16 protein-coding genes are annotated in these 18,459 nt (G+C 71.1%); all 16 read left to right on the top strand.

The features are described from left to right. The first annotated feature begins 19 nt into the window (after window positions 1-19). The 16 genes from lysA to atpE all read left to right on the top strand — a co-directional run bounded on the left by lysA (window position 20) and on the right by atpE (window position 18,446). The gene (gene lysA / locus DJ476_RS09410) at window positions 20-1,411 is read left to right on the top strand and encodes a diaminopimelate decarboxylase (protein WP_112490286.1); all 1,392 of its coding nucleotides are present in this window, start codon (window positions 20-22) and stop codon (window positions 1,409-1,411) included. A gap of 98 nt (window positions 1,412-1,509) precedes the next feature. Next, window positions 1,510-2,799 (top strand): homoserine dehydrogenase, encoded by a 1,290-nt coding sequence (locus DJ476_RS09405; protein WP_103417470.1) that lies wholly within the window; start codon window positions 1,510-1,512, stop codon window positions 2,797-2,799. 7 nt (window positions 2,800-2,806) lie between these two features. After that, window positions 2,807-3,877 (top strand): threonine synthase, encoded by a 1,071-nt coding sequence (thrC, locus tag DJ476_RS09400; RefSeq protein WP_103417402.1) that lies wholly within the window; start codon window positions 2,807-2,809, stop codon window positions 3,875-3,877. Between the two features lie 731 nt (window positions 3,878-4,608). Next, on the top strand, window positions 4,609-5,526 hold the full coding sequence (thrB, locus tag DJ476_RS09395) for a homoserine kinase (RefSeq protein WP_112490285.1): 918 nt from the start codon (window positions 4,609-4,611) through the stop codon (window positions 5,524-5,526). Window positions 5,527-5,915: 389 nt separating this feature from the next. Next, a complete protein-coding gene (gene rho / locus DJ476_RS09390) occupies window positions 5,916-7,943 on the top strand; it encodes a transcription termination factor Rho (protein ID WP_103417400.1) in 2,028 nt (675 codons plus the stop codon). A 438-nt stretch (window positions 7,944-8,381) separates the two neighbouring features. After that, a complete protein-coding gene (locus DJ476_RS09385; RefSeq protein ID WP_112490284.1) occupies window positions 8,382-9,485 on the top strand; it encodes an LCP family protein in 1,104 nt (367 codons plus the stop codon). Window positions 9,486-9,638: 153 nt separating this feature from the next. Then, window positions 9,639-9,863, top strand: coding sequence for a 50S ribosomal protein L31 (gene rpmE / locus DJ476_RS09380; protein ID WP_019764351.1), 225 nt, complete (start codon window positions 9,639-9,641; stop codon window positions 9,861-9,863). A 156-nt stretch (window positions 9,864-10,019) separates the two neighbouring features. Next, window positions 10,020-11,096 carry a peptide chain release factor 1 gene (gene prfA / locus DJ476_RS09375; RefSeq protein ID WP_070202301.1) on the top strand — a complete coding sequence of 359 codons (1,077 nt, stop codon included), beginning with the start codon at window positions 10,020-10,022 and terminating at the stop codon, window positions 11,094-11,096. A gap of 47 nt (window positions 11,097-11,143) precedes the next feature. Then, window positions 11,144-11,989, top strand: a complete 846-nt coding sequence (gene prmC / locus DJ476_RS09370; RefSeq protein ID WP_018492180.1) for a peptide chain release factor N(5)-glutamine methyltransferase — start codon at window positions 11,144-11,146, stop codon at window positions 11,987-11,989. Between the two features lie 52 nt (window positions 11,990-12,041). After that, a complete protein-coding gene (locus DJ476_RS09365) occupies window positions 12,042-12,689 on the top strand; it encodes an L-threonylcarbamoyladenylate synthase (RefSeq protein ID WP_018492181.1) in 648 nt (215 codons plus the stop codon). Next, the gene (locus DJ476_RS09360) at window positions 12,686-13,330 is read left to right on the top strand and encodes an arsenate reductase/protein-tyrosine-phosphatase family protein (protein WP_018492182.1); all 645 of its coding nucleotides are present in this window, start codon (window positions 12,686-12,688) and stop codon (window positions 13,328-13,330) included. The genes DJ476_RS09365 and DJ476_RS09360 overlap by 4 nt, the downstream gene beginning before the upstream one ends. A gap of 281 nt (window positions 13,331-13,611) precedes the next feature. Then, a complete protein-coding gene (locus tag DJ476_RS09355) occupies window positions 13,612-14,895 on the top strand; it encodes a serine hydroxymethyltransferase (protein WP_112490283.1) in 1,284 nt (427 codons plus the stop codon). Window positions 14,896-14,978: 83 nt separating this feature from the next. Continuing rightward, window positions 14,979-16,388: an MraY family glycosyltransferase gene (locus DJ476_RS09350; RefSeq protein ID WP_181006461.1), complete on the top strand. Its 1,410-nt coding sequence runs from the start codon at window positions 14,979-14,981 to the stop codon at window positions 16,386-16,388. Between the two features lie 265 nt (window positions 16,389-16,653). Beyond that, the gene (locus DJ476_RS09345) at window positions 16,654-17,094 is read left to right on the top strand and encodes a hypothetical protein (protein WP_112490282.1); all 441 of its coding nucleotides are present in this window, start codon (window positions 16,654-16,656) and stop codon (window positions 17,092-17,094) included. Between the two features lie 200 nt (window positions 17,095-17,294). Further along, window positions 17,295-18,128 carry a F0F1 ATP synthase subunit A gene (gene atpB / locus DJ476_RS09340; protein WP_065488237.1) on the top strand — a complete coding sequence of 278 codons (834 nt, stop codon included), beginning with the start codon at window positions 17,295-17,297 and terminating at the stop codon, window positions 18,126-18,128. A gap of 87 nt (window positions 18,129-18,215) precedes the next feature. Beyond that, window positions 18,216-18,446: an ATP synthase F0 subunit C gene (gene atpE / locus DJ476_RS09335; protein ID WP_006127588.1), complete on the top strand. Its 231-nt coding sequence runs from the start codon at window positions 18,216-18,218 to the stop codon at window positions 18,444-18,446. The last annotated feature ends 13 nt before the right edge of the window (window positions 18,447-18,459 follow it).

Genomic DNA, 18,459 nt, shown 5'->3' with positions numbered 1-18,459 from the left:
GAATCCGAGAGACCTCACCATGAGCCGCTCCGCACACCCCGCCGGTCCCCGTCACGCCGACGTCCTGACCGAGGGGCACTACTCCGCCCCCGCCGCCGACCTCAACGTCCTGGACGAGAAGGTCTGGGCCCGTACCGTCACCCGTGACGAGGACGGCGCCCTCACCGTCGGCGGGATCGCCGTCGCCCGGCTCGCGGAGGAGTTCGGGACCCCCGCCTACTTCCTCGACGAGAGCGACTTCCGCGCCCGCTGCCGGGCCTGGGCCGACGCCTTCGGGCCGGACGCCGACGTCTTCTACGCCGGGAAGGCCTTCCTCTCCCGCGCCGTCGTGCGCTGGCTCAAGGAGGAGGGGCTGAATCTCGATGTGTGCTCCGGCGGTGAGCTGACCACCGCCCTCGGCGCCGGTATGCCCGCCGAGCGCATCGCCTTCCACGGCAACAACAAGACCGTCGCGGAGATCGAGCGCGCCGTCGAGGCCGGGGTCGGGCGGATCGTGCTCGACTCCTTCCAGGAGATCGTCCGGGTCGCGCACATCGCCCAGCGCCACGGCGTCCGCCAGCGCGTCCAGATCCGGGTGACCGTCGGCGTCGAGGCGCACACCCACGAGTTCATCGCCACCGCGCACGAGGACCAGAAGTTCGGCATCGCGCTGGCGGACGGGCAGGCCGCCGAGGCCGTGCGCCGGGCCCTCTCGCTCGACGGGCTCGACCTCGTCGGCATCCACTCGCACATCGGCTCGCAGATCTTCGACATGGCCGGTTTCGAGGTCTCCGCCCGGCGCGTGGTGCAGCTGCTCGCCGAGGTCCGCGACGAGCACGGCGTCGAGCTGCCCGAGATCGACCTCGGCGGCGGCCTCGGTATCGCGTACACCTCGGAGGACGACCCCCGCGAGCCGCACGAGATCGCCAAGGCGCTCAGCGACATCGTCACCCGCGAGTGCGAGGCCGCGAAGCTCCGTACGCCCCGCATCTCCGTCGAGCCGGGGCGGGCCATCGTCGGACCCACCGCGTTCACGCTGTACGAGGTCGGCACGATCAAGCCCCTCGAAGGGCTGCGGACGTATGTCAGCGTCGACGGCGGAATGTCGGACAATATTCGTACCGCGCTGTACGACGCCGAGTACAGCGTGGCGCTCGTCTCGCGCACCTCGGATGCCGAGCCGATGCTCGTCCGGGTCGTCGGCAAGCACTGCGAGAGCGGGGACATCGTGGTCAAGGACGCGTTCCTCCCCGCCGACCTGGCACCCGGGGACCTGATCGCGGTCCCCGCCACCGGCGCGTACTGCCGCTCCATGGCGAGCAACTACAACCACGCCCTGCGCCCCCCGGTCGTCGCCGTCCGGGACGGCGAGGCGCGCGTGATCGTCCGGCGCGAGACGGAGGAAGATCTCCTGCGTCTCGATGTCGGCTGATGAAATAGTCATCTCAGGATCCGGACGGGGGTCAGAAACCCCCGTCCGGTGAGTGAGACTGGTCCACACATGTGCATGTACAGAAACGAGGTCGGATGATGCGTACGCGTCCGCTGAAGGTGGCGCTGCTGGGCTGTGGAGTGGTCGGCTCAGAGGTGGCGCGCATCATGACGACGCACGCCGACGACCTCGCGGCGCGCATCGGCGCACCCGTCGAGCTGGTCGGTGTGGCCGTCCGCCGCCCCTCCAAGGTGCGTGAGGGCATCGACCCCGCACTGGTCACCACCGACGCCACCGCCCTCGTGCGGCGCGGCGACATCGACGTGGTCGTCGAGGTCATCGGGGGCATCGAGCCCGCCCGTACGCTCATCACCACCGCCTTCGAGAACGGCGCGAGCGTCGTCTCCGCCAACAAGGCGCTCCTCGCCGAGGACGGCGCCGCCCTGCACGCCGCCGCAGAGAAGTACGGCCGCGATCTGTACTACGAGGCCGCCGTCGCGGGTGCCATTCCGTTGGTAAGGCCGCTGCGCGAGTCCCTGGCCGGTGACAAGGTCAACCGGGTGCTCGGCATCGTCAACGGCACCACCAACTTCATCCTCGACAAGATGGACACCAGCGGCGCGGGCTACTCCGAGGCGCTCGACGAGGCCACCGCCCTCGGGTACGCCGAGGCCGACCCGACCGCCGACGTCGAGGGCTTCGACGCCGCCGCCAAGGCCGCGATCCTCGCCGGGATCGCCTTCCACACCCGCGTGAAGATCGGTGACGTCCACCGCGAGGGCATCACCGAGGTCACCGCCGCCGACATCGCCTCCGCCCGCCGCATGGGGTGCACGGTCAAACTGCTCGCCATCTGCGAGCGCGCCGCCGACGGCCGGTCCGTGACCGCCCGCGTCCACCCCGCGATGATCCCGCTCAGCCACCCGCTGGCCTCCGTCCGCGAGGCGTACAACGCGGTGTTCGTCGAGGCCGAGGCCGCCGGACAGCTGATGTTCTACGGCCCCGGCGCCGGCGGCTCCCCGACCGCCTCCGCGGTCCTCGGGGACCTGGTCGCGGTCTGCCGCAACAAGCTGGGCGAGGCCACCGGACCCGGTGAGTCCGCCTACACGCGCCTGCCGGTCAGCCCCATGGGCGAGGTCGTCACGCGCTACCACATCAGCCTCGACGTGGCCGACAAGCCGGGCGTCCTCGCCCAGGTCGCGACGGTCTTCGCCGAGCAGGGCGTATCCATCGATACGGTGCGCCAGCAGGGCAAGGACGGCGAGGCATCGCTCGTCGTCGTCACCCACCGCGCGCCCGACGCCGCCCTCTCCGGGACCGTCGAAGCGCTGCGCAAGCTCGACACCGTGCGCGGTGTCGCCAGCATCATGCGTGTTGAAGGGGAGTAAAGGACCCATGACCAGCAAGGGCACCCACCAGTGGCGCGGCATCATCGAGGAGTACCGGGACCGGCTTCCGGTCACGGCGACGACGCCGGTCGTCACGCTTCGTGAGGGCGGTACGCCGCTCGTTCCGGCGCAGGTCCTCTCCGAGCGCACGGGCTGCGAGGTGCACCTCAAGGTCGAGGGCGCCAACCCCACCGGTTCGTTCAAGGACCGCGGCATGACCATGGCCATCACCCGGGCCAAGGAGGAGGGCGCCAAGGCCGTCATCTGCGCCTCCACCGGCAACACCTCGGCCTCCGCCGCCGCGTACGCGGTCCGCGCGGGCATGGTCTGCGCCGTCCTCGTACCGCAGGGCAAGATCGCGCTGGGCAAGATGGGCCAGGCGCTCGTCCACGGCGCCAAGATCCTCCAGGTCGACGGCAACTTCGACGACTGCCTGACCCTGGCCCGCTCGCTCTCGGACAACTACCCGGTGGCGCTGGTCAATTCGGTCAACCCGGTCCGTATCGAGGGCCAGAAGACCGCCGCGTTCGAGATCGTCGACGCGCTCGGCGACGCTCCCGACATCCACGTCCTGCCGGTCGGCAACGCGGGCAACATCACCGCGTACTGGAAGGGGTACGGCGAGTACGCCGGCGACGGCGTCGCCACGCACACCCCGCGCATGTGGGGCTTCCAGGCCTCCGGTTCCGCGCCCCTCGTGCGCGGCGAGGTCGTCAAGGACCCGTCCACCATCGCCACCGCGATCCGCATCGGCAACCCGGCCTCCTGGGACTTCGCCCTGGCCGCCCGGGACGAGTCGGGCGGCTTCATTGACGAGGTGACGGATCGGCAGATCCTTTCCGCCTACCGGCTGTTGGCCTCCCAGGAGGGTGTCTTCGTCGAGCCCGCGTCGGCCGCGTCCGTCGCCGGTCTGCTCAAGGCCGCCGAGGAGGGCAAGGTCGACCCCGGCCAGCGCATCGTCTGCACGGTCACCGGCAACGGCCTCAAGGACCCGGACTGGGCCGTCGCGGGCGCCCCGCAGCCGGTCACGGTCCCGGTCGACGCGGCCACCGCGGCGCAGAAGCTCGGCCTCGTCTGACGCGGTGCGCCGGTCGGCACTCCGGAGAGTGGGGGAGGGCGGGGCGGGGCATCGAGCCGACGGCCCGCCCCGGCCCGGACGCCTCCTCCGCCGCCACCCGGCCCTGACCGTTCGGTGAAACCCGGCTCCGGTTCGTACGGATGGACAGCCCGGCGTACGCGGCCGGGTGGGCCCGGTCCGCATGGGCAGGCGTACGCGGCCCGGGCGACCCGGCGTGCATGGTCCGCCTCACGCGGCCCGGGCGGCCCGGCGTGCATGGTCCGCCTCACGCGGCCCGGGCCCACCCGGCCGCGCATCCTGAGCCGCCCGGTGCGCAGGGTCCGGTCCGCGCGGTCCGGACGGCCCGCGTGCACGGTCCGGTCGCCCCCGGCGCGGCCCCGCCGACACGTTCCCGTCAACCCGCCCCGTACCGACCGTCAACCGCGACAACCCAGCTCAACCACCCTCTTTTCGGGGCGGAGAGCGCATAGGAGGCGGGCGACACGCACCGTGCGCCTCCTGTGCGCCCTATGTCGCGACAGAACCTTCCTTCGATAAGCTGTACTCCATCCGCCCGACATCCGCCCGTAGGGTCTGCCGCGGCGCGAGCGCCGTCGTGACGGCGCGTACGGGCCGGGCCACCGGCCCATCCCCGTACCCCTTCCATCGCCCAGCCCCCACACGCACAGCCCCCCACGCCGCAGAGCCACCGCACCGCAATCCCCGCCGCCTTACAAGGAGTCGTCCAACCGATGGCCGGTCCCGCGTTCCGAGCCGCCGCCGTCAGGGTGCGCGTCCCCGCAACCAGCGCCAATCTGGGTCCGGGTTTCGACGCCCTCGGCCTCTCGCTGGGGTTGTACGACGACGTCGTCGTCCGGGTCGCCGACTCCGGGCTGCACATCGACATCGCAGGTGAGGGCAGCGAGACGCTGCCCCGTGACGAGAGCCACCTGCTCGTACGCTCCCTGCGCACCGCCTTCGATCTGCTCGGCGGCCAGCCCCGCGGCCTGGAGATCGTCTGCGCCAACCGCATCCCGCACGGCCGCGGCCTCGGCTCCTCCTCCGCCGCCATCTGCGCCGGAATCGTCGCGGCCCGCGCCGTGACGACCGGCGGTGACGCCCGGCTCGACGACGCGGCCCTGCTGGAGCTGGCCACCGAGATCGAGGGCCACCCCGACAACGTCGCGGCCTGTCTGCTCGGCGGGTTCACCCTGGCGTGGATGGACGGCGGATCGGCCCGGGCGATCCGGATGGACCCTGCGGAATCCGTCGTTCCGGTGGTCTTCGTGCCCGGCCGGCCCGTGCTCACCGAGACGGCGCGCGGACTGCTCCCGCGCACCGTCCCGCACGTCGACGCCGCCCTCAACGCGGGCCGGGCCGCCCTGCTGGTCGAGGCGCTGACCAGGCGCCCCGAGCTGCTGCTCGCCGCCACCGAGGACCGGCTCCACCAGGAGTACCGGGGCCCCGCGATGCCCGACAGCGTCGAGCTGGTGCACCGCCTGCGCGCCGACGGCGTGCCCGCGGTCATCTCCGGCGCGGGCCCCACGGTGCTCGCGCTGGCGGAGGAGGGTTCCGCCGACAAGGTCGCCCGGCTGGCGGGGGAGGGCTGGGCCGCGAACCGGCTGGCCCTCGACGCCTCGGGCGCCACCGTGCTGCCGCTGGCCGTGTAACCGCAGGTGATTACCGGTGGCCGAGAGGGGGAATGTTTGTTGGAGCCGGTAGTGTTAACCTCAAGTCTGCAACCGACGTCTTTGAGGCGCGTTGCTTCGTGTCCCCCTCCGGGACCACCATTCTTCCGGGAGCCTCCCCAACTGCCTGAGCAGCCTGCCTGAGCAGTTTCGAGCACGCTCCGGAACCGGCACGACACCCCTCGCTCGTCCAGGAGTGGGCCGAGCAGGGGGATCTCGCGCCGGACCCCGCACGTTCATCTCTCCGCCGTACCCGGCGGACCACCGCCCCGGCAAGGTCCGCGATCCAGCAAGATCGACAGACCGCAGTCGGACAGCACAACCGGTCGCCGAGCCAGAAGGCCGACGTCCGCTCCAGGGAAGGACCCTTCGTGAGCGACACCACCGATCTGATGGGCGTGACTGCCGACAAGAACGTCGACAGCGCCGCGCCCGCCGAAGGTGCTGCCACTGGCACCACCGCACGGCGCCGCCGCTCCGGCACCGGCCTCGAGGGCATGGTCCTGGCCGAGCTGCAGCAGGTCGCGTCCGGCCTCGGCATCAGGGGTACCGCGCGGATGCGCAAGAGCCAGCTGATCGAGGTCATCAAGGAGGCGCAGGCCGGCGGCGGAGCCGCCGCCCCCAAGGCCTCCTCCAAGGCCGCCGAGGCCCCCGCCGCCGAGGCGGAGAGCAAGCCCAAGCGGCGCGCCACCTCCAAGGCCCGCACCGGGGACGAGGCCGCCGCCGAGAAGCCCGCGGCCCAGCAGCAGATCGACATCCCCGGCCAGCCGGCCAGCGACGATCAGCCCGCGGGCGAGCGCCGTCGCCGCCGTGCCACCGCGCAGGCGGGCAGCCCCGACACCAAGACCGAGGCGAAGACCGAGGTCAAGGCGGAGGCGCAGACCGAGCTGAAGACCGAGGAGCGCGCCGAGCCCAAGGGCGACGCCAAGGCCGAGGCCGCCACCGACACCGCCGAGGGCCGCCGCGGCGACCGTCAGGGCCGGGACCGGGGCGAGCGCGGCGACCGCGAGGGCCGCCGTGAGCGCCAGCGCGACCGCCGGGGCAAGGGCGACGACCAGGGCCAGCAGGGCGGCGGCGGACAGCGTCAGCAGCGCCAGGGCCAGGGCGGTCAGGGCCAGCAGAACCGGGACAACGGCCCGCAGGACGACTTCGACGACGAGGCGGGCGGCCGCCGTGGCCGCCGTGGCCGCTACCGCGACCGCCGTGGCCGCCGTGGCCGCGACGACTTCGCCGGCGATGTGCAGGTGGCCGACGACGACGTCCTGATCCCCGTCGCGGGCATCCTGGACATCCTCGACAACTACGCGTTCATCCGGACCTCCGGCTACCTCCCGGGCCCGAACGACGTGTACGTCTCGCTCGCCCAGGTCCGCAAGAACGGCCTGCGCAAGGGTGACCACGTCACCGGTGCGGTCCGCCAGCCCAAGGACGGCGAGCGGCGCGAGAAGTTCAACGCGCTGGTCCGCCTCGACTCGGTCAACGGCATGGCGCCGGAGTCCGGCCGCGGCCGCCCCGAGTTCCAGAAGCTGACCCCGCTCTACCCGCAGGACCGGCTCCGCCTGGAGACCGACTCCAACGTCCTGACCACGCGGATCATCGACCTGGTCGCCCCGATCGGCAAGGGCCAGCGCGGACTCATCGTCGCCCCGCCGAAGACCGGCAAGACGATGATCCTGCAGGCCATCGCCAACGCGATCACGGTCAACAGCCCCGAGTGCCACCTGATGGTCGTCCTGGTCGACGAGCGTCCGGAAGAGGTCACCGACATGCAGCGGTCGGTGAAGGGCGAGGTCATCTCCTCGACCTTCGACCGCCCCGCCGAGGACCACACCACCGTCGCGGAGCTGGCCATCGAGCGCGCCAAGCGCCTGGTGGAGCTGGGCCACGACGTGGTCGTCCTGCTCGACTCGATCACCCGTCTGGGCCGCGCGTACAACCTCGCGGCGCCCGCCTCCGGCCGCATTCTCTCCGGTGGTGTCGACTCGACCGCGCTCTACCCGCCGAAGCGCTTCTTCGGTGCCGCGCGCAACATCGAGGACGGCGGCTCGCTGACCATCCTGGCCACCGCGCTCGTCGAGACCGGCTCGCGCATGGACGAGGTGATCTTCGAGGAGTTCAAGGGCACCGGCAACATGGAGCTGAAGCTCGACCGGAAGCTCTCGGACAAGCGCATCTTCCCGGCGGTGGACGTCGACGCGTCCTCCACCCGCAAGGAAGAGATCCTGCTCGGCACCGACGAGCTGGCCGTCGTCTGGAAGCTGCGCCGGGTGCTCCACGCGCTCGACCAGCAGCAGGCCATCGAGCTGCTCCTGGACCGGATGAAGAAGACCCAGTCCAACGCGGAGTTCCTGCTCCAGATCCAGAAGACCACGCCGGGCGCCGGAAACGGCAACGACTGACCCCGGTACGGCAGTTGAGCACGAGGGTCCCGTCACTCCGGTGACGGGGCCCTCGTGCGTTCCGGGGGTGGAGTCCTCGCGTCCCGTGGCCGGGTCCGGCCCGTGCGCGGCCGTACGACCACGGCCGAGCCCCTTCCCGTACGCGTGCGGAACCGGCGCCCCGCCCCCGTACGCCGCCCGAGACCTTTGCCACACGCCGGGCCGTCGCGCCGCGCCCCCGCCCCTCCGTCCCCGGCGCGGTAAACCGCAGGTGAACGCCGGATCGCGGGCCGTACGCCGCCGCTCGCGCGCCCCTCCGCGCCCACCGGGATCCCACAGCACGCTGTGCAACCCTTCTTGCTGCTTCGCCGTCTGATCAAGAGATGACAAACCCTCCCGGAACCGTCGAACCGTCGCGGCCGGGGGCGAGGAGCAGTGGACGCCGGACGAGGGAGACGCGTGAGCGAGCAGAGGAAGACCCCGGGGCGGATACGCGGCACCGGCACCCGCCGGAAGAAGCCCACCGGGCGCCACCGGGCCAAGGTCGTCGCGGCCTGGACGGTGGCGGGGGCGGTGGTCCTCGGCGGGGCCGGGCTCGGATACGCGTACGTCACGCTCGACGGGAACCTCTCCAGCGTCGACATCGATGCCAAGCTCGGCACCGACCGCCCCGACGACGTGGACGACGGCTCGCAGGACATCCTGGTGCTGGGCTCCGACTCGCGCTCCGGCGACAACGGGGAGTACGGCTCCGACGAGGGCGGCGCCCGCTCCGACACCGCGATGGTGGTCCACGTCGACAAGGGCCACCAGTCCGCGAGCGTCGTCTCGATACCGCGCGACACCCTGGTCGAGCGCCCCGCCTGCGAGAGCGACACCACGGGCGAGGCGGTCCCGGCCGCCCACCGGGCCATGTTCAACACGGCGTACGAGGTCGGCGGACCGGCCTGCGCGGTGAAGACCGTCGAGTCGATGTCCGGCATCCGCATGGACCACTACGTCGAGGTCGACTTCACCGGCTTCAAGAAGCTCATCGACGAACTGGGCGGCGTCGAGATCACGACGAACACCGCGATCAACGACTCCAAGAGCCATCTCGACCTGGAGCCGGGCACCCACACCCTGGACGGCGAGGAGTCCCTCGGCCTCGTCCGCACCCGCAAGAGCGTCGGCGACGGCAGCGACCTCGGCCGCATCCAGCTCCAGCAGGCGTTCATCAAGGCGCTCATCAAGCAGGCGGAGAGCGTCGGGATCTTCTCCAGCCCGCAGAAGCTCTTCGGCCTCGCGGACGCCGCCACCAAGGCGCTCACCACCGACTCCGGCCTCGGCTCGGTCAAGAAGCTCACCGGCTTCGCGAACGGCCTCAAGGGGCTCGGCGCGGAGAACGTGCGGATGGTGACGCTGCCGGTGGAGTACGACCCGGCCGACCCGAACCGGGTCCTCCCGCAGGAGGAGGCGGGCAAGCAGGTGTGGGCCGCGCTGAAGCAGGACCGGCCGATCCCCGCCTCCGCCACCGAGAAGTCCGCCGGGGACAAGGGCGAGGCCGGACAGGTGGTGCGCTGAGGGGCACCGGGCGGAGAGGCCCGGGAATACCTGCGGCCCGCCCCCGGTTTTGGGAGATACGGCCGGTCCTGGCAGACTGGTACGTCGGCCCCGGTTCACGGCCGCGCAAATCCGCGCGGACGACCCGGCGCCCTCCCGAAACTAGGAGACACCTTGAAGCGCGACATCCACCCCGAGTACGTCGAGACGCAGGTCAGCTGCACCTGCGGTGCGTCGTTCACCACCCGGAGCACCATCGACGGCGGCACCATCCGTGCCGACGTCTGCTCCGAGTGCCACCCGTTCTACACGGGCAAGCAGAAGATCCTCGACACCGGCGGCCGCGTGGCCCGCTTCGAGGCCCGCTTCGGCAAGGCTGCCGGCTCCGCCAGCAAGTAGCGAGCCACTGCGCCGGTTCCTGGCGCCCTCTTCCCGGGGGCGTCGGAACCGGCGTTTTTTCCGGTCGGGTGTCCGGGGGAGACCCGCCGGACACCCCACCGGGCAGTCACGCCCTCCAGCAGGCCCGCAGATCTCAGACCAACCAGGAGCCCCCGCATGTTCGAGGCGGTCGAGGAACTGATCGGTGAGCACGCCGATCTCGAGAAGAAGCTCGCCGACCCGTCGGTCCACGCCGACCAGGCCAACGCGCGCAAGCTGAACAAGCGCTACGCGGAGCTGACCCCGATCGTCTCCACGTACCGGGCCTGGAAGCAGACCGGCGAGGACATCGAGACCGCCCGCGAGTTCGCCGCGGACGACCCCGACTTCGCCGCCGAGGTCAAGGAGCTGGAGAAGCAGCGCGAGGAGATCACGGAGAAGCTCCGCCTCCTCCTCGTCCCGCGCGACCCCAGCGACGACAAGGACGTGCTCCTGGAGATCAAGGCGGGCGCGGGCGGCGACGAGTCCGCCCTCTTCGCCGGCGACCTCCTGCGCATGTATCTGCGGTACGCCGAGCGCGTCGGCTGGAAGACCGAGATCATCGACTCCACCGAGTCCGAGCTGGGCGGCTACAAGGACGTCCAGGTCGCGGTGAAGACCAAGGGCGGCAACGGCGCCACCGAGCCCGGCCAGGGCGTCTGGGCCCGGATGAAGTACGAGGGCGGCGTGCACCGCGTGCAGCGCGTGCCCTCCACCGAGTCCCAGGGCCGCATCCACACCTCCGCCGCGGGCGTGCTCGTCACCCCCGAGGCCGAGGAGGTCGATGTCGAGATCCACGCCAACGATCTCCGTATCGACGTCTACCGCTCCTCAGGACCCGGCGGCCAGTCCGTCAACACGACCGACTCCGCCGTCCGCATCACGCACCTGCCGACCGGTGTCGTCGCCTCCTGCCAGAACGAGAAGAGCCAGCTCCAGAACAAGGAGCAGGCCATGCGTATCCTGCGCTCCCGGCTGCTGGCCGCCGCCCAGGAGGCCGCCGAGCAGGAGGCCTCCGACGTGCGCCGCAGCCAGGTCCGTACGGTCGACCGCTCCGAGAAGATCCGTACGTACAACTTCCCGGAGAACCGCATCTCGGACCACCGCGTCGGCTTCAAGGCGTACAACTTGGACCAGGTCCTCGACGGCGACCTGGACGCAGTGATCCAGGCGTGCGTCGACGCCGACTCCGCCGCCAAGCTCGCCAACGCGTGAGCGCACCGCCCGCCCCGCACACCCCGTAACCCGTACGGAGAACCGCGATGAACCTGCTGCTCGCCGAGGTGGCCCAGGCCACCCAGCGGCTGGCCGACGCCGGTGTCCCCTCACCGCGATTCGACGCCGAGGAACTCGCCGCCTTCGTCCACGGGGTGAAGCGGGGCGAGCTGCACGCCGTCCCCGACGGCGACTTCGACGCCCGGTACTGGGAGACGATCGCCCGCCGCGAGGCCCGCGAACCGCTCCAGCACATCACCGGCCGCGCCTTCTTCCGCTATCTGGAACTCCAGGTCGGACCCGGTGTCTTCGTGCCCCGCCCGGAGACCGAATCGGTCGTCGGCTGGGCCATAGACGCCGTCCGTGCGATGGATGTCGTCGAGCCCGTCGTCGTCGACCTGTGCACCGGATCGGGCGCCATCGCGCTCGCCATGGCGCAGGAGGTCCCGCGCTCGCGCGTGCACGCCGTGGAGCTGTCCGAGGACGCCCTCAGGTGGACGCGGAAGAACGCCGAGGGGTCCAGGGTCACCGTCCACCAGGGAGACGCCCTGAGCGCCCTCCCGGAGCTCGACGGCCAGGTTGACCTGGTGATCTCCAACCCGCCGTACATCCCGCTCACCGAATGGGAGTACGTCGCCCCCGAGGCCCGCGACCACGACCCGGAGATGGCCCTCTTCTCCGGCGAGGACGGCCTCGACACCATCCGCGGCATCGAACGCACCGCCCACCGGCTGCTCCGCCCCGGCGGCCTCGTCGTCATCGAGCACGCCGACACCCAGGGCGGCCAGGTGCCGTGGATCTTCACCGAGGAGCGGGGCTGGGCCGACGCGGCCGACCACCCCGACCTCAACAACCGCCCCCGGTTCGCCACCGCCCGCAAGGCCACGCCGTGACGGGCCCCCGGCACCGCACCCCGTACCCGTACACGCTCGAGGAGGCCGGCTGATGGCACGGCGATACGACTGCAACGACGCCACCGACCGGACCAGCGGGCTGCGCGAGGCCGCCTCCGCGATCCGCCGCGGCGAACTGGTCGTGCTGCCCACCGACACGGTGTACGGGATCGGGGCGGACGCCTTCAGCGCGGAGGGCGTCGCGGACCTGCTGGACGCCAAGGGCCGCGGCCGCAACATGCCCACCCCGGTCCTCATCGGCTCCCCGAACACCCTGCACGGCCTGGTCACCGACTTCTCCGAGCAGGCCTGGGAGCTGGTCGACGCCTTCTGGCCCGGCGCGCTCACCCTGGTCGCCCGGCACCAGCCCTCCCTCCAGTGGGACCTGGGGGACACCCGGGGCACGGTCGCCATCCGGATGCCGCTGCACCCGGTCGCCATCGAGCTGCTGACCGAGGTCGGCCCGATGGCCGTCTCCAGCGCCAACCTCACCGGACACCCGGCGCCGGAGGACTGCGACGCGGCCCAGGGCATGCTCGGTGACTCCGTCTCCGTCTACCTCGACGGCGGCCCGACGCCCGGCATCGTGCCCTCCTCGATCGTCGACGTCACCGGCGCCACCCCGGTCCTCCTGCGGGCCGGAGCGCTCTCCGTCGAGGAGCTGCGCAAGGTGGTCCCCGACCTCGAGGTGGCCAATTGACCGCCCCCGAGGGGCGTGGCATAGCGGGGCGGACCGACACCTTCCGCATCCTCCACGTCAGCACCGGCAACGTCTGCCGCTCGCCCATCACCGAGCGGCTGACCCGCCATGCCCTGATGGACCGCCTCGGCGACCCGCTGAGCGGCGGCCTGATCGTGGAGAGCGCGGGCACCTGGGGCCACGAGGGCGCCCCCATGGAGGCCAACGCCGAGATCGTCCTCGCGGACTTCGGCGCGGACGCCAGCGGCTTCGTCGGCCGCGAACTGCTCGACGAGCACGTGATCCGCGCCGACCTGGTCCTCACCGCCACCCGCGACCACCGCGCCCAGGTCATCTCCATGGGCCACTCCGCGGGCCTGCGCACCTTCACGCTCAAGGAGTTCACCCGGCTGGTCCGGGCGATAGACCCGGCCACCCTGCCCGACCCGCGCGACGAGGGCGTCGTCGAACGCGCCCGCGCCCTGGTCCGCGCCGCGGCCGCCCTGCGCGGCTGGCTGCTGGCCCCCACCGCCGAGGCGGACGAGGTCTACGACCCCTACGGCGCGCCCATCACCTTCTTCCGCTCCATCGGCGACGAGATCAACCAGGCACTCGACCCGGTGGTCACGGCACTGACGGGCGTACGGGCCCCGAGCAGCTGACGGCCGCCGTCCATGCGACGGCGCACGCGCTCGGAGCCACCGGTTCCGCGCTCCGGGTCGCCGGTTCCACGCCCCCGCCCGACGGCACCGCGAGCCGTACCGACGGCGTACGCACCCCGCCGAGCCACCGCCGCACGCGCCCCACACCCCTGCCCCCGCCGGTGCGCCGACCGGCGTACGGGAGGGGCCGACAGCGGGCACGCCGACCCGGCCCGGCCTACATTGGAGCTGACACCGGCACCCCTCGCCGGCGCACCCACCTCCAGGCCCGGAGCCGTCCCATGCCGGTCACCTCTCCCGCCGCCGCCTCCGTACCCGCGCCGACCGCGCCCGAGTCCCTGCCCCAGGACTTCGGCGCCCTGCTCAGCCAGGACCCGGAGATCGCCGGGGTCCTGCTCGCCGAGCGGGGCCGGCAGGCCACCACGCTCCAGCTGATCGCCGCCGAGAACTTCACCTCGCCCGCGGTGCTGGCCGCCCTCGGCTCCCCGCTCGCCAACAAGTACGCCGAGGGGTACCCGGGCGCCCGCCACCACGGCGGCTGCGCGTACGCGGACGCCGCCGAACGCATCGCCGTCCGCCGGGCCACCGCCCTCTTCGGCGCCGAACACGCCAACGTCCAGCCGCACTCGGGCTCCTCGGCCGTCCTCGCCGCCTACGCCGCGCTGCTGCGCCCGGGCGACACGGTGCTCGCGATGGGGCTCCCGTACGGGGGACACCTCACCCACGGGGCGCCGGGCAACTTCTCCGGCCGCTGGTTCGACTTCGTCGGGTACGGGGTGGACCCGGTGACCGGGCTCATCGACCACACCCGGCTGCGCGCCCTGGCCCGCGCCCGCCGCCCCAAGGCGATCGTGTGCGGCTCGATCTCCTACCCGCGCCACCCGGACTACGAGGCGTTCCGGGAGATCGCGGACGAGGTGGGCGCGTATCTGATCGTCGACGCGGCCCACCCGATGGGGCTGATCGCCGGGGGAGCGGCGCCGAACCCGGTGCCGTACGCGGACGTCGTCTGCGCCACCACGCACAAGGTGCTGCGCGGTCCGCGCGGCGGGATGATCCTGTGCGGCGCGGAGCTGGCCGAGCGGATCGACCGGGCGGTGTTCCCGTTCACCCAGGGCGGGGCGCAGATGCACACGGTGGCGGCGAAGGCGGTCGCGTTCGGGGAGGCCGGAACACCGGCGTACACGCTCTACGCGCACCAGGTCGTCGCCCATGCCCGGGTGCTCGCCGCCGGTCTGGAGGCCGAGGGGTTCGAGGTGACCACGGGCGGCACGGACACCCACATCATCGTCGCGGACCCGGCCCCGCTGGGTGTCGACGGCCGCACCGCCCGCGAGCGGCTGGCCGCCGCCGGGATGGTGCTGGACACCTGTGCGCTGCCGTACGGGGACGCCCGGGGCATCCGGCTGGGGACGGCCGCCGTCACCACGCAGGGGATGGACGAGGGGGACATGGCGCGGATCGCGGCTCTGTTCGGCGCGGCGGTGCGCGAGCCGGGGGAGGTGGACACGGTCGCGGCGGAGGTCCGGGAGCTGGCCCTGCGGAATCCGCCGTACCCGGGGTAGACGAGGGCTGTGCAACCATCACCCGTACCGTGGAGTCCTTGTTCAGAGACTAGGGTGTGGTGCTTGGATGGCCGGCGAAACCTGTGGGGCAGCCCGTGCGTGATTACCTGCTGACGCTCTGTGTCACGGCTGCGGTGACCTATCTGCTGACGGGGCCGGTGCGCAAGTTCGCCATCGCGGTCGGTGCGATGCCGGCGATCCGTGCGCGCGACGTCCACCGGGAGCCCACCCCCCGGCTCGGCGGGATCGCGATGTTCGGCGGGCTCTGTGCGGGACTGATCGTCGCCGACCATCTGTTCAACCTCAAGGGTGTCTTCGAACTCTCCAACGAACCACGGGCGTTGCTCTCCGGAGCGGCCCTGATCTGGCTGATCGGCGTGCTCGACGACAAGTTCGAGATCGACGCCCTGATCAAGCTCGGCGGCCAGATGATCGCCGCCGCCGTCATGGTCATCCAGGGGCTCACGATCCTGTGGCTGCCGATCCCCGGCATCGGCACGGTCGCCCTCACCCAGTGGCAGGGCACGCTCCTTACGGTGGCGCTGGTCGTCATCACGATCAACGCGGTCAACTTCGTCGACGGCCTGGACGGGCTCGCGGCGGGCATGGTGTGCATCGCCTCGGCGGCGTTCTTCCTGTACGCCTACCGCCTCTGGTTCGGTTACGGGATCGAGGCGGCGGCCCCCGCGACGCTGTTCGCGGCCATCCTGATGGGCATGTGCCTGGGGTTCCTGCCGCACAACATGCACCCGGCGCGGATCTTCATGGGCGACTCGGGCTCGATGCTCATCGGCCTGGTGCTGGCGGCGGGCGCGATCTCGGTCACCGGCCAGGTCGACCCGGACAGCATGCGGATCTTCTTCGAGGGCAGCGAGCGCGGGGCCACCCACGCGATGCTCCCGGTCTTCATCCCGCTGGTGCTGCCGCTGACGATCATCGCGATCCCGGCCGCCGACCTGGTCCTCGCCATCGTCCGCCGCACCTGGAACGGCCAGTCCCCGTTCGCCGCCGACCGGGGCCACCTGCACCACCGCCTGCTGGAGATCGGCCACTCGCACAGCCGTGCCGTCCTGATCATGTACTTCTGGTCGGCCCTGATCGCCTTCGGCGCCGTGGGCTACTCGGTCCACTCGGCCTCGATGTGGATCGTCTTCGTCATCATCGCCGCGAGCGCGGTGGGCCTGGTCCTCCTCCTGATGCCCCGCTTCACCCCCCGCACCCCGCACTGGGCCAACCGCTTCGTCCCGCCGCGCTACCGGCGCCAGGTGCCCGAGCGGGCCTCCGCGTCCCGGTCCCCGTCCGCGTCCTCGTACGGCGAGAAGCCGGAGCCCGCGACCTCCGGGGCCCAACCGGCCCTGGAAGAGGCTCAGATGGGCCAGGAGAGCCCCGAACGGGCCCCTGTGGCGGTCGGGGTGTCCGGCGTCAACGGGGCGACCGCGATCGGCCCTCGTTCGCGTTTCCCTGAACGCCGGTCCATCGACTCCTCGCGCTGACGTTTCGGATTCCGTCGCCCATTACCAGACATAGCGCCGTCTTGTCGTGCACACACGCGCGGGGTAACCCTCATGTGTGACAGTTGGCACACTTTCCAGGTAAAGACCTCATCAAATAGTTTGTGATACCGTTCACGAGACCCGGCGACGGAGCCGAAGGACCCTAGTGAGACGGTTCCTCGGCCTGAGAATCCGCCTCGCGGACCGGGCCTACGCTCGTCCATGACGACGCCCCATTCCTCCCAAGACCAGTGGAGCTGCCGCCATGCAGTCCGACATGCGCGAACTACTGCGCATCGCCGCCCCCACCGCCGCAGTCGGCGCCATCGCCACGCTCGTCGGCGGTCTGGTCGCCGGTGGCAAGGGGGCGATCGGTGCGGCGCTGGGCTGTGTGGTCGTCATCGTCTTCATGGCGCTCGGACAGCTGGCGCTCCAGTGGGTCGCCAAGGCCATGCCCCACCTGTTCCAGGGGATGGGGCTGATGGTCTATTCGGCCCAGCTCGTGCTCCTGCTCATCCTCATCATGGGCATCCGGGACACCTCCCTCTTCAACCTCCAGGCCTTCGCCCTCTCGCTGGTCGCCACGGTGATCACGTGGATCGTCGCGCAGAGTGTGCGGCACGCCAGGAGCAAGACCCTCTACGTCGATCCGGAGGCGGAGACACGGAGCGTCCCGGGTGGAACCGAGGGAAAGCGTGACGAGTAGGGCCGGGATAAAGCCGTGTTCGACATGCTGCTATCGTCCGGTCTCGGTTGCGGTACTGCGGGCGCGGACAACACGGCTGTCGCCTGATTCATCGCGAGGCTTCGGGCCCGGCCGCCGCCTCCTCCCCGTAAGAACCAGTCCGGTGCCGACCTGCGGCTGCCAGCCGCTCCGATACAACGAGGTAGCCGTATCCATGCGCCATGCAGAAGGAGCTCCTGGTGACTGCTGACGCCCAGACGCTCGCCTTCGAGGTTGACTGCCACCTGTTCCAGGGCTCGTGCGGATTCCCAGCCCCGAGCGCGTGGTCGTTTATCTTCGACCCGATCTTCACCATCGGGCCGGTCGAGTTCAACAAGCCGATGCTGCTCGCGATCATCGGGACGTTCGCCATCCTGGCTCTGTTCTGGGCCGGCTTCTCCAAGCCCAAGGTCATCCCGGGCAAGCTGCAGATGGTCGCCGAGGCTCTCTACGACTTCGTGCACCGGGGCATCGCCAAGGAGATCATCGGCAAGAAGGGCGAGCCCTTCGTCCCGCTGCTGGTGTCGCTGTTCTTCTTCGTCTGGATGCTGAACCTCTGGGCGATCATCCCGATCGCACAGTTCCCGGTGAGCTCGCTCATCGCCTACCCGGTCGGACTGGCCCTGCTCGTCTGGGCCGTCTACATGACGGTGACCTTCCGGAACAACGGCTTCGTCGGCGGCATCCGCAACCTGTGCGTACCGAGTGGCCTGCCCAAGCCGATCTACGTGATCCTGACGCCGATCGAGTTCGTCTCGAACATCTTCGTGCGCCCCTTCACGCTGGCGGTCCGACTCTTCGCGAACATGTTCGCCGGTCACATCCTGATCCTGGTCTTCACGATCGCGACCTGGTACATGCTCGGCACGGTGCTCGGCACCGTGTACGCCACCGCGTCGTTCGCCGTGACCCTGGCCCTGACCGTCTTCGAGATGTTCATCCAGGCGCTCCAGGCCTACGTGTTCACCGTGCTGACCGCCACGTACTTGTCCCAGGCGCTCGAAGAAGCGCACTGAGGACACCCGGGCCACCACCCGGACACCCCCTAGACGTCCGGTGGACGCAATCTCCACCGGCCAACCAAGAGAAGGAATCACAGATCAATGTCTGAGACTCTCGCAGCCGTTGTGGGCAACGTCGGCACCATCGGTTACGGCCTCGCGGCGATCGGCCCCGGCGTCGGTATCGGCATCATCTTTGGTAACGGTGTGCAGGCCATCGCCCGTCAGCCCGAGGCGGCCGGCCTGATCCGCCAGAACATGCTGCTCGGCTTCGCCGTCATCGAGGCCCTGGCCCTCATCGGCTTCGTCGCGCCCTTCATCTACCCGAAGTAGTCCAGGCGACCTG

This window comes from Streptomyces bacillaris (genome assembly GCF_003268675.1).
In the GTDB taxonomy this organism is placed as follows: domain Bacteria; phylum Actinomycetota; class Actinomycetes; order Streptomycetales; family Streptomycetaceae; genus Streptomyces; species Streptomyces bacillaris.
The sequence above is the reverse complement of the archived record's forward strand: the minus strand, read 5'-3'. Positions and strand labels throughout refer to the sequence as shown.

What these genes read in the sequence shown, in the direction of transcription:
- lysA (WP_112490286.1), top strand. Translation starts at nt 20, where the DNA reads ATGAGCCGCTCCGCACACCCCGCCGGTCCCCGTCACGCCGACGTCCTG.
- DJ476_RS09405 (WP_103417470.1), top strand. Translation starts at nt 1,510, where the DNA reads ATGCGTACGCGTCCGCTGAAGGTGGCGCTGCTGGGCTGTGGAGTGGTC.
- thrC (WP_103417402.1), top strand. Translation starts at nt 2,807, where the DNA reads ATGACCAGCAAGGGCACCCACCAGTGGCGCGGCATCATCGAGGAGTAC.
- thrB (WP_112490285.1), top strand. Translation starts at nt 4,609, where the DNA reads ATGGCCGGTCCCGCGTTCCGAGCCGCCGCCGTCAGGGTGCGCGTCCCC.
- prfA (WP_070202301.1), top strand. Translation starts at nt 10,020, where the DNA reads ATGTTCGAGGCGGTCGAGGAACTGATCGGTGAGCACGCCGATCTCGAG.
- prmC (WP_018492180.1), top strand. Translation starts at nt 11,144, where the DNA reads ATGAACCTGCTGCTCGCCGAGGTGGCCCAGGCCACCCAGCGGCTGGCC.
- DJ476_RS09365 (WP_018492181.1), top strand. Translation starts at nt 12,042, where the DNA reads ATGGCACGGCGATACGACTGCAACGACGCCACCGACCGGACCAGCGGG.
- DJ476_RS09355 (WP_112490283.1), top strand. Translation starts at nt 13,612, where the DNA reads ATGCCGGTCACCTCTCCCGCCGCCGCCTCCGTACCCGCGCCGACCGCG.
- DJ476_RS09345 (WP_112490282.1), top strand. Translation starts at nt 16,654, where the DNA reads ATGCAGTCCGACATGCGCGAACTACTGCGCATCGCCGCCCCCACCGCC.
- atpB (WP_065488237.1), top strand. Translation starts at nt 17,295, where the DNA reads ATGCAGAAGGAGCTCCTGGTGACTGCTGACGCCCAGACGCTCGCCTTC.
- atpE (WP_006127588.1), top strand. Translation starts at nt 18,216, where the DNA reads ATGTCTGAGACTCTCGCAGCCGTTGTGGGCAACGTCGGCACCATCGGT.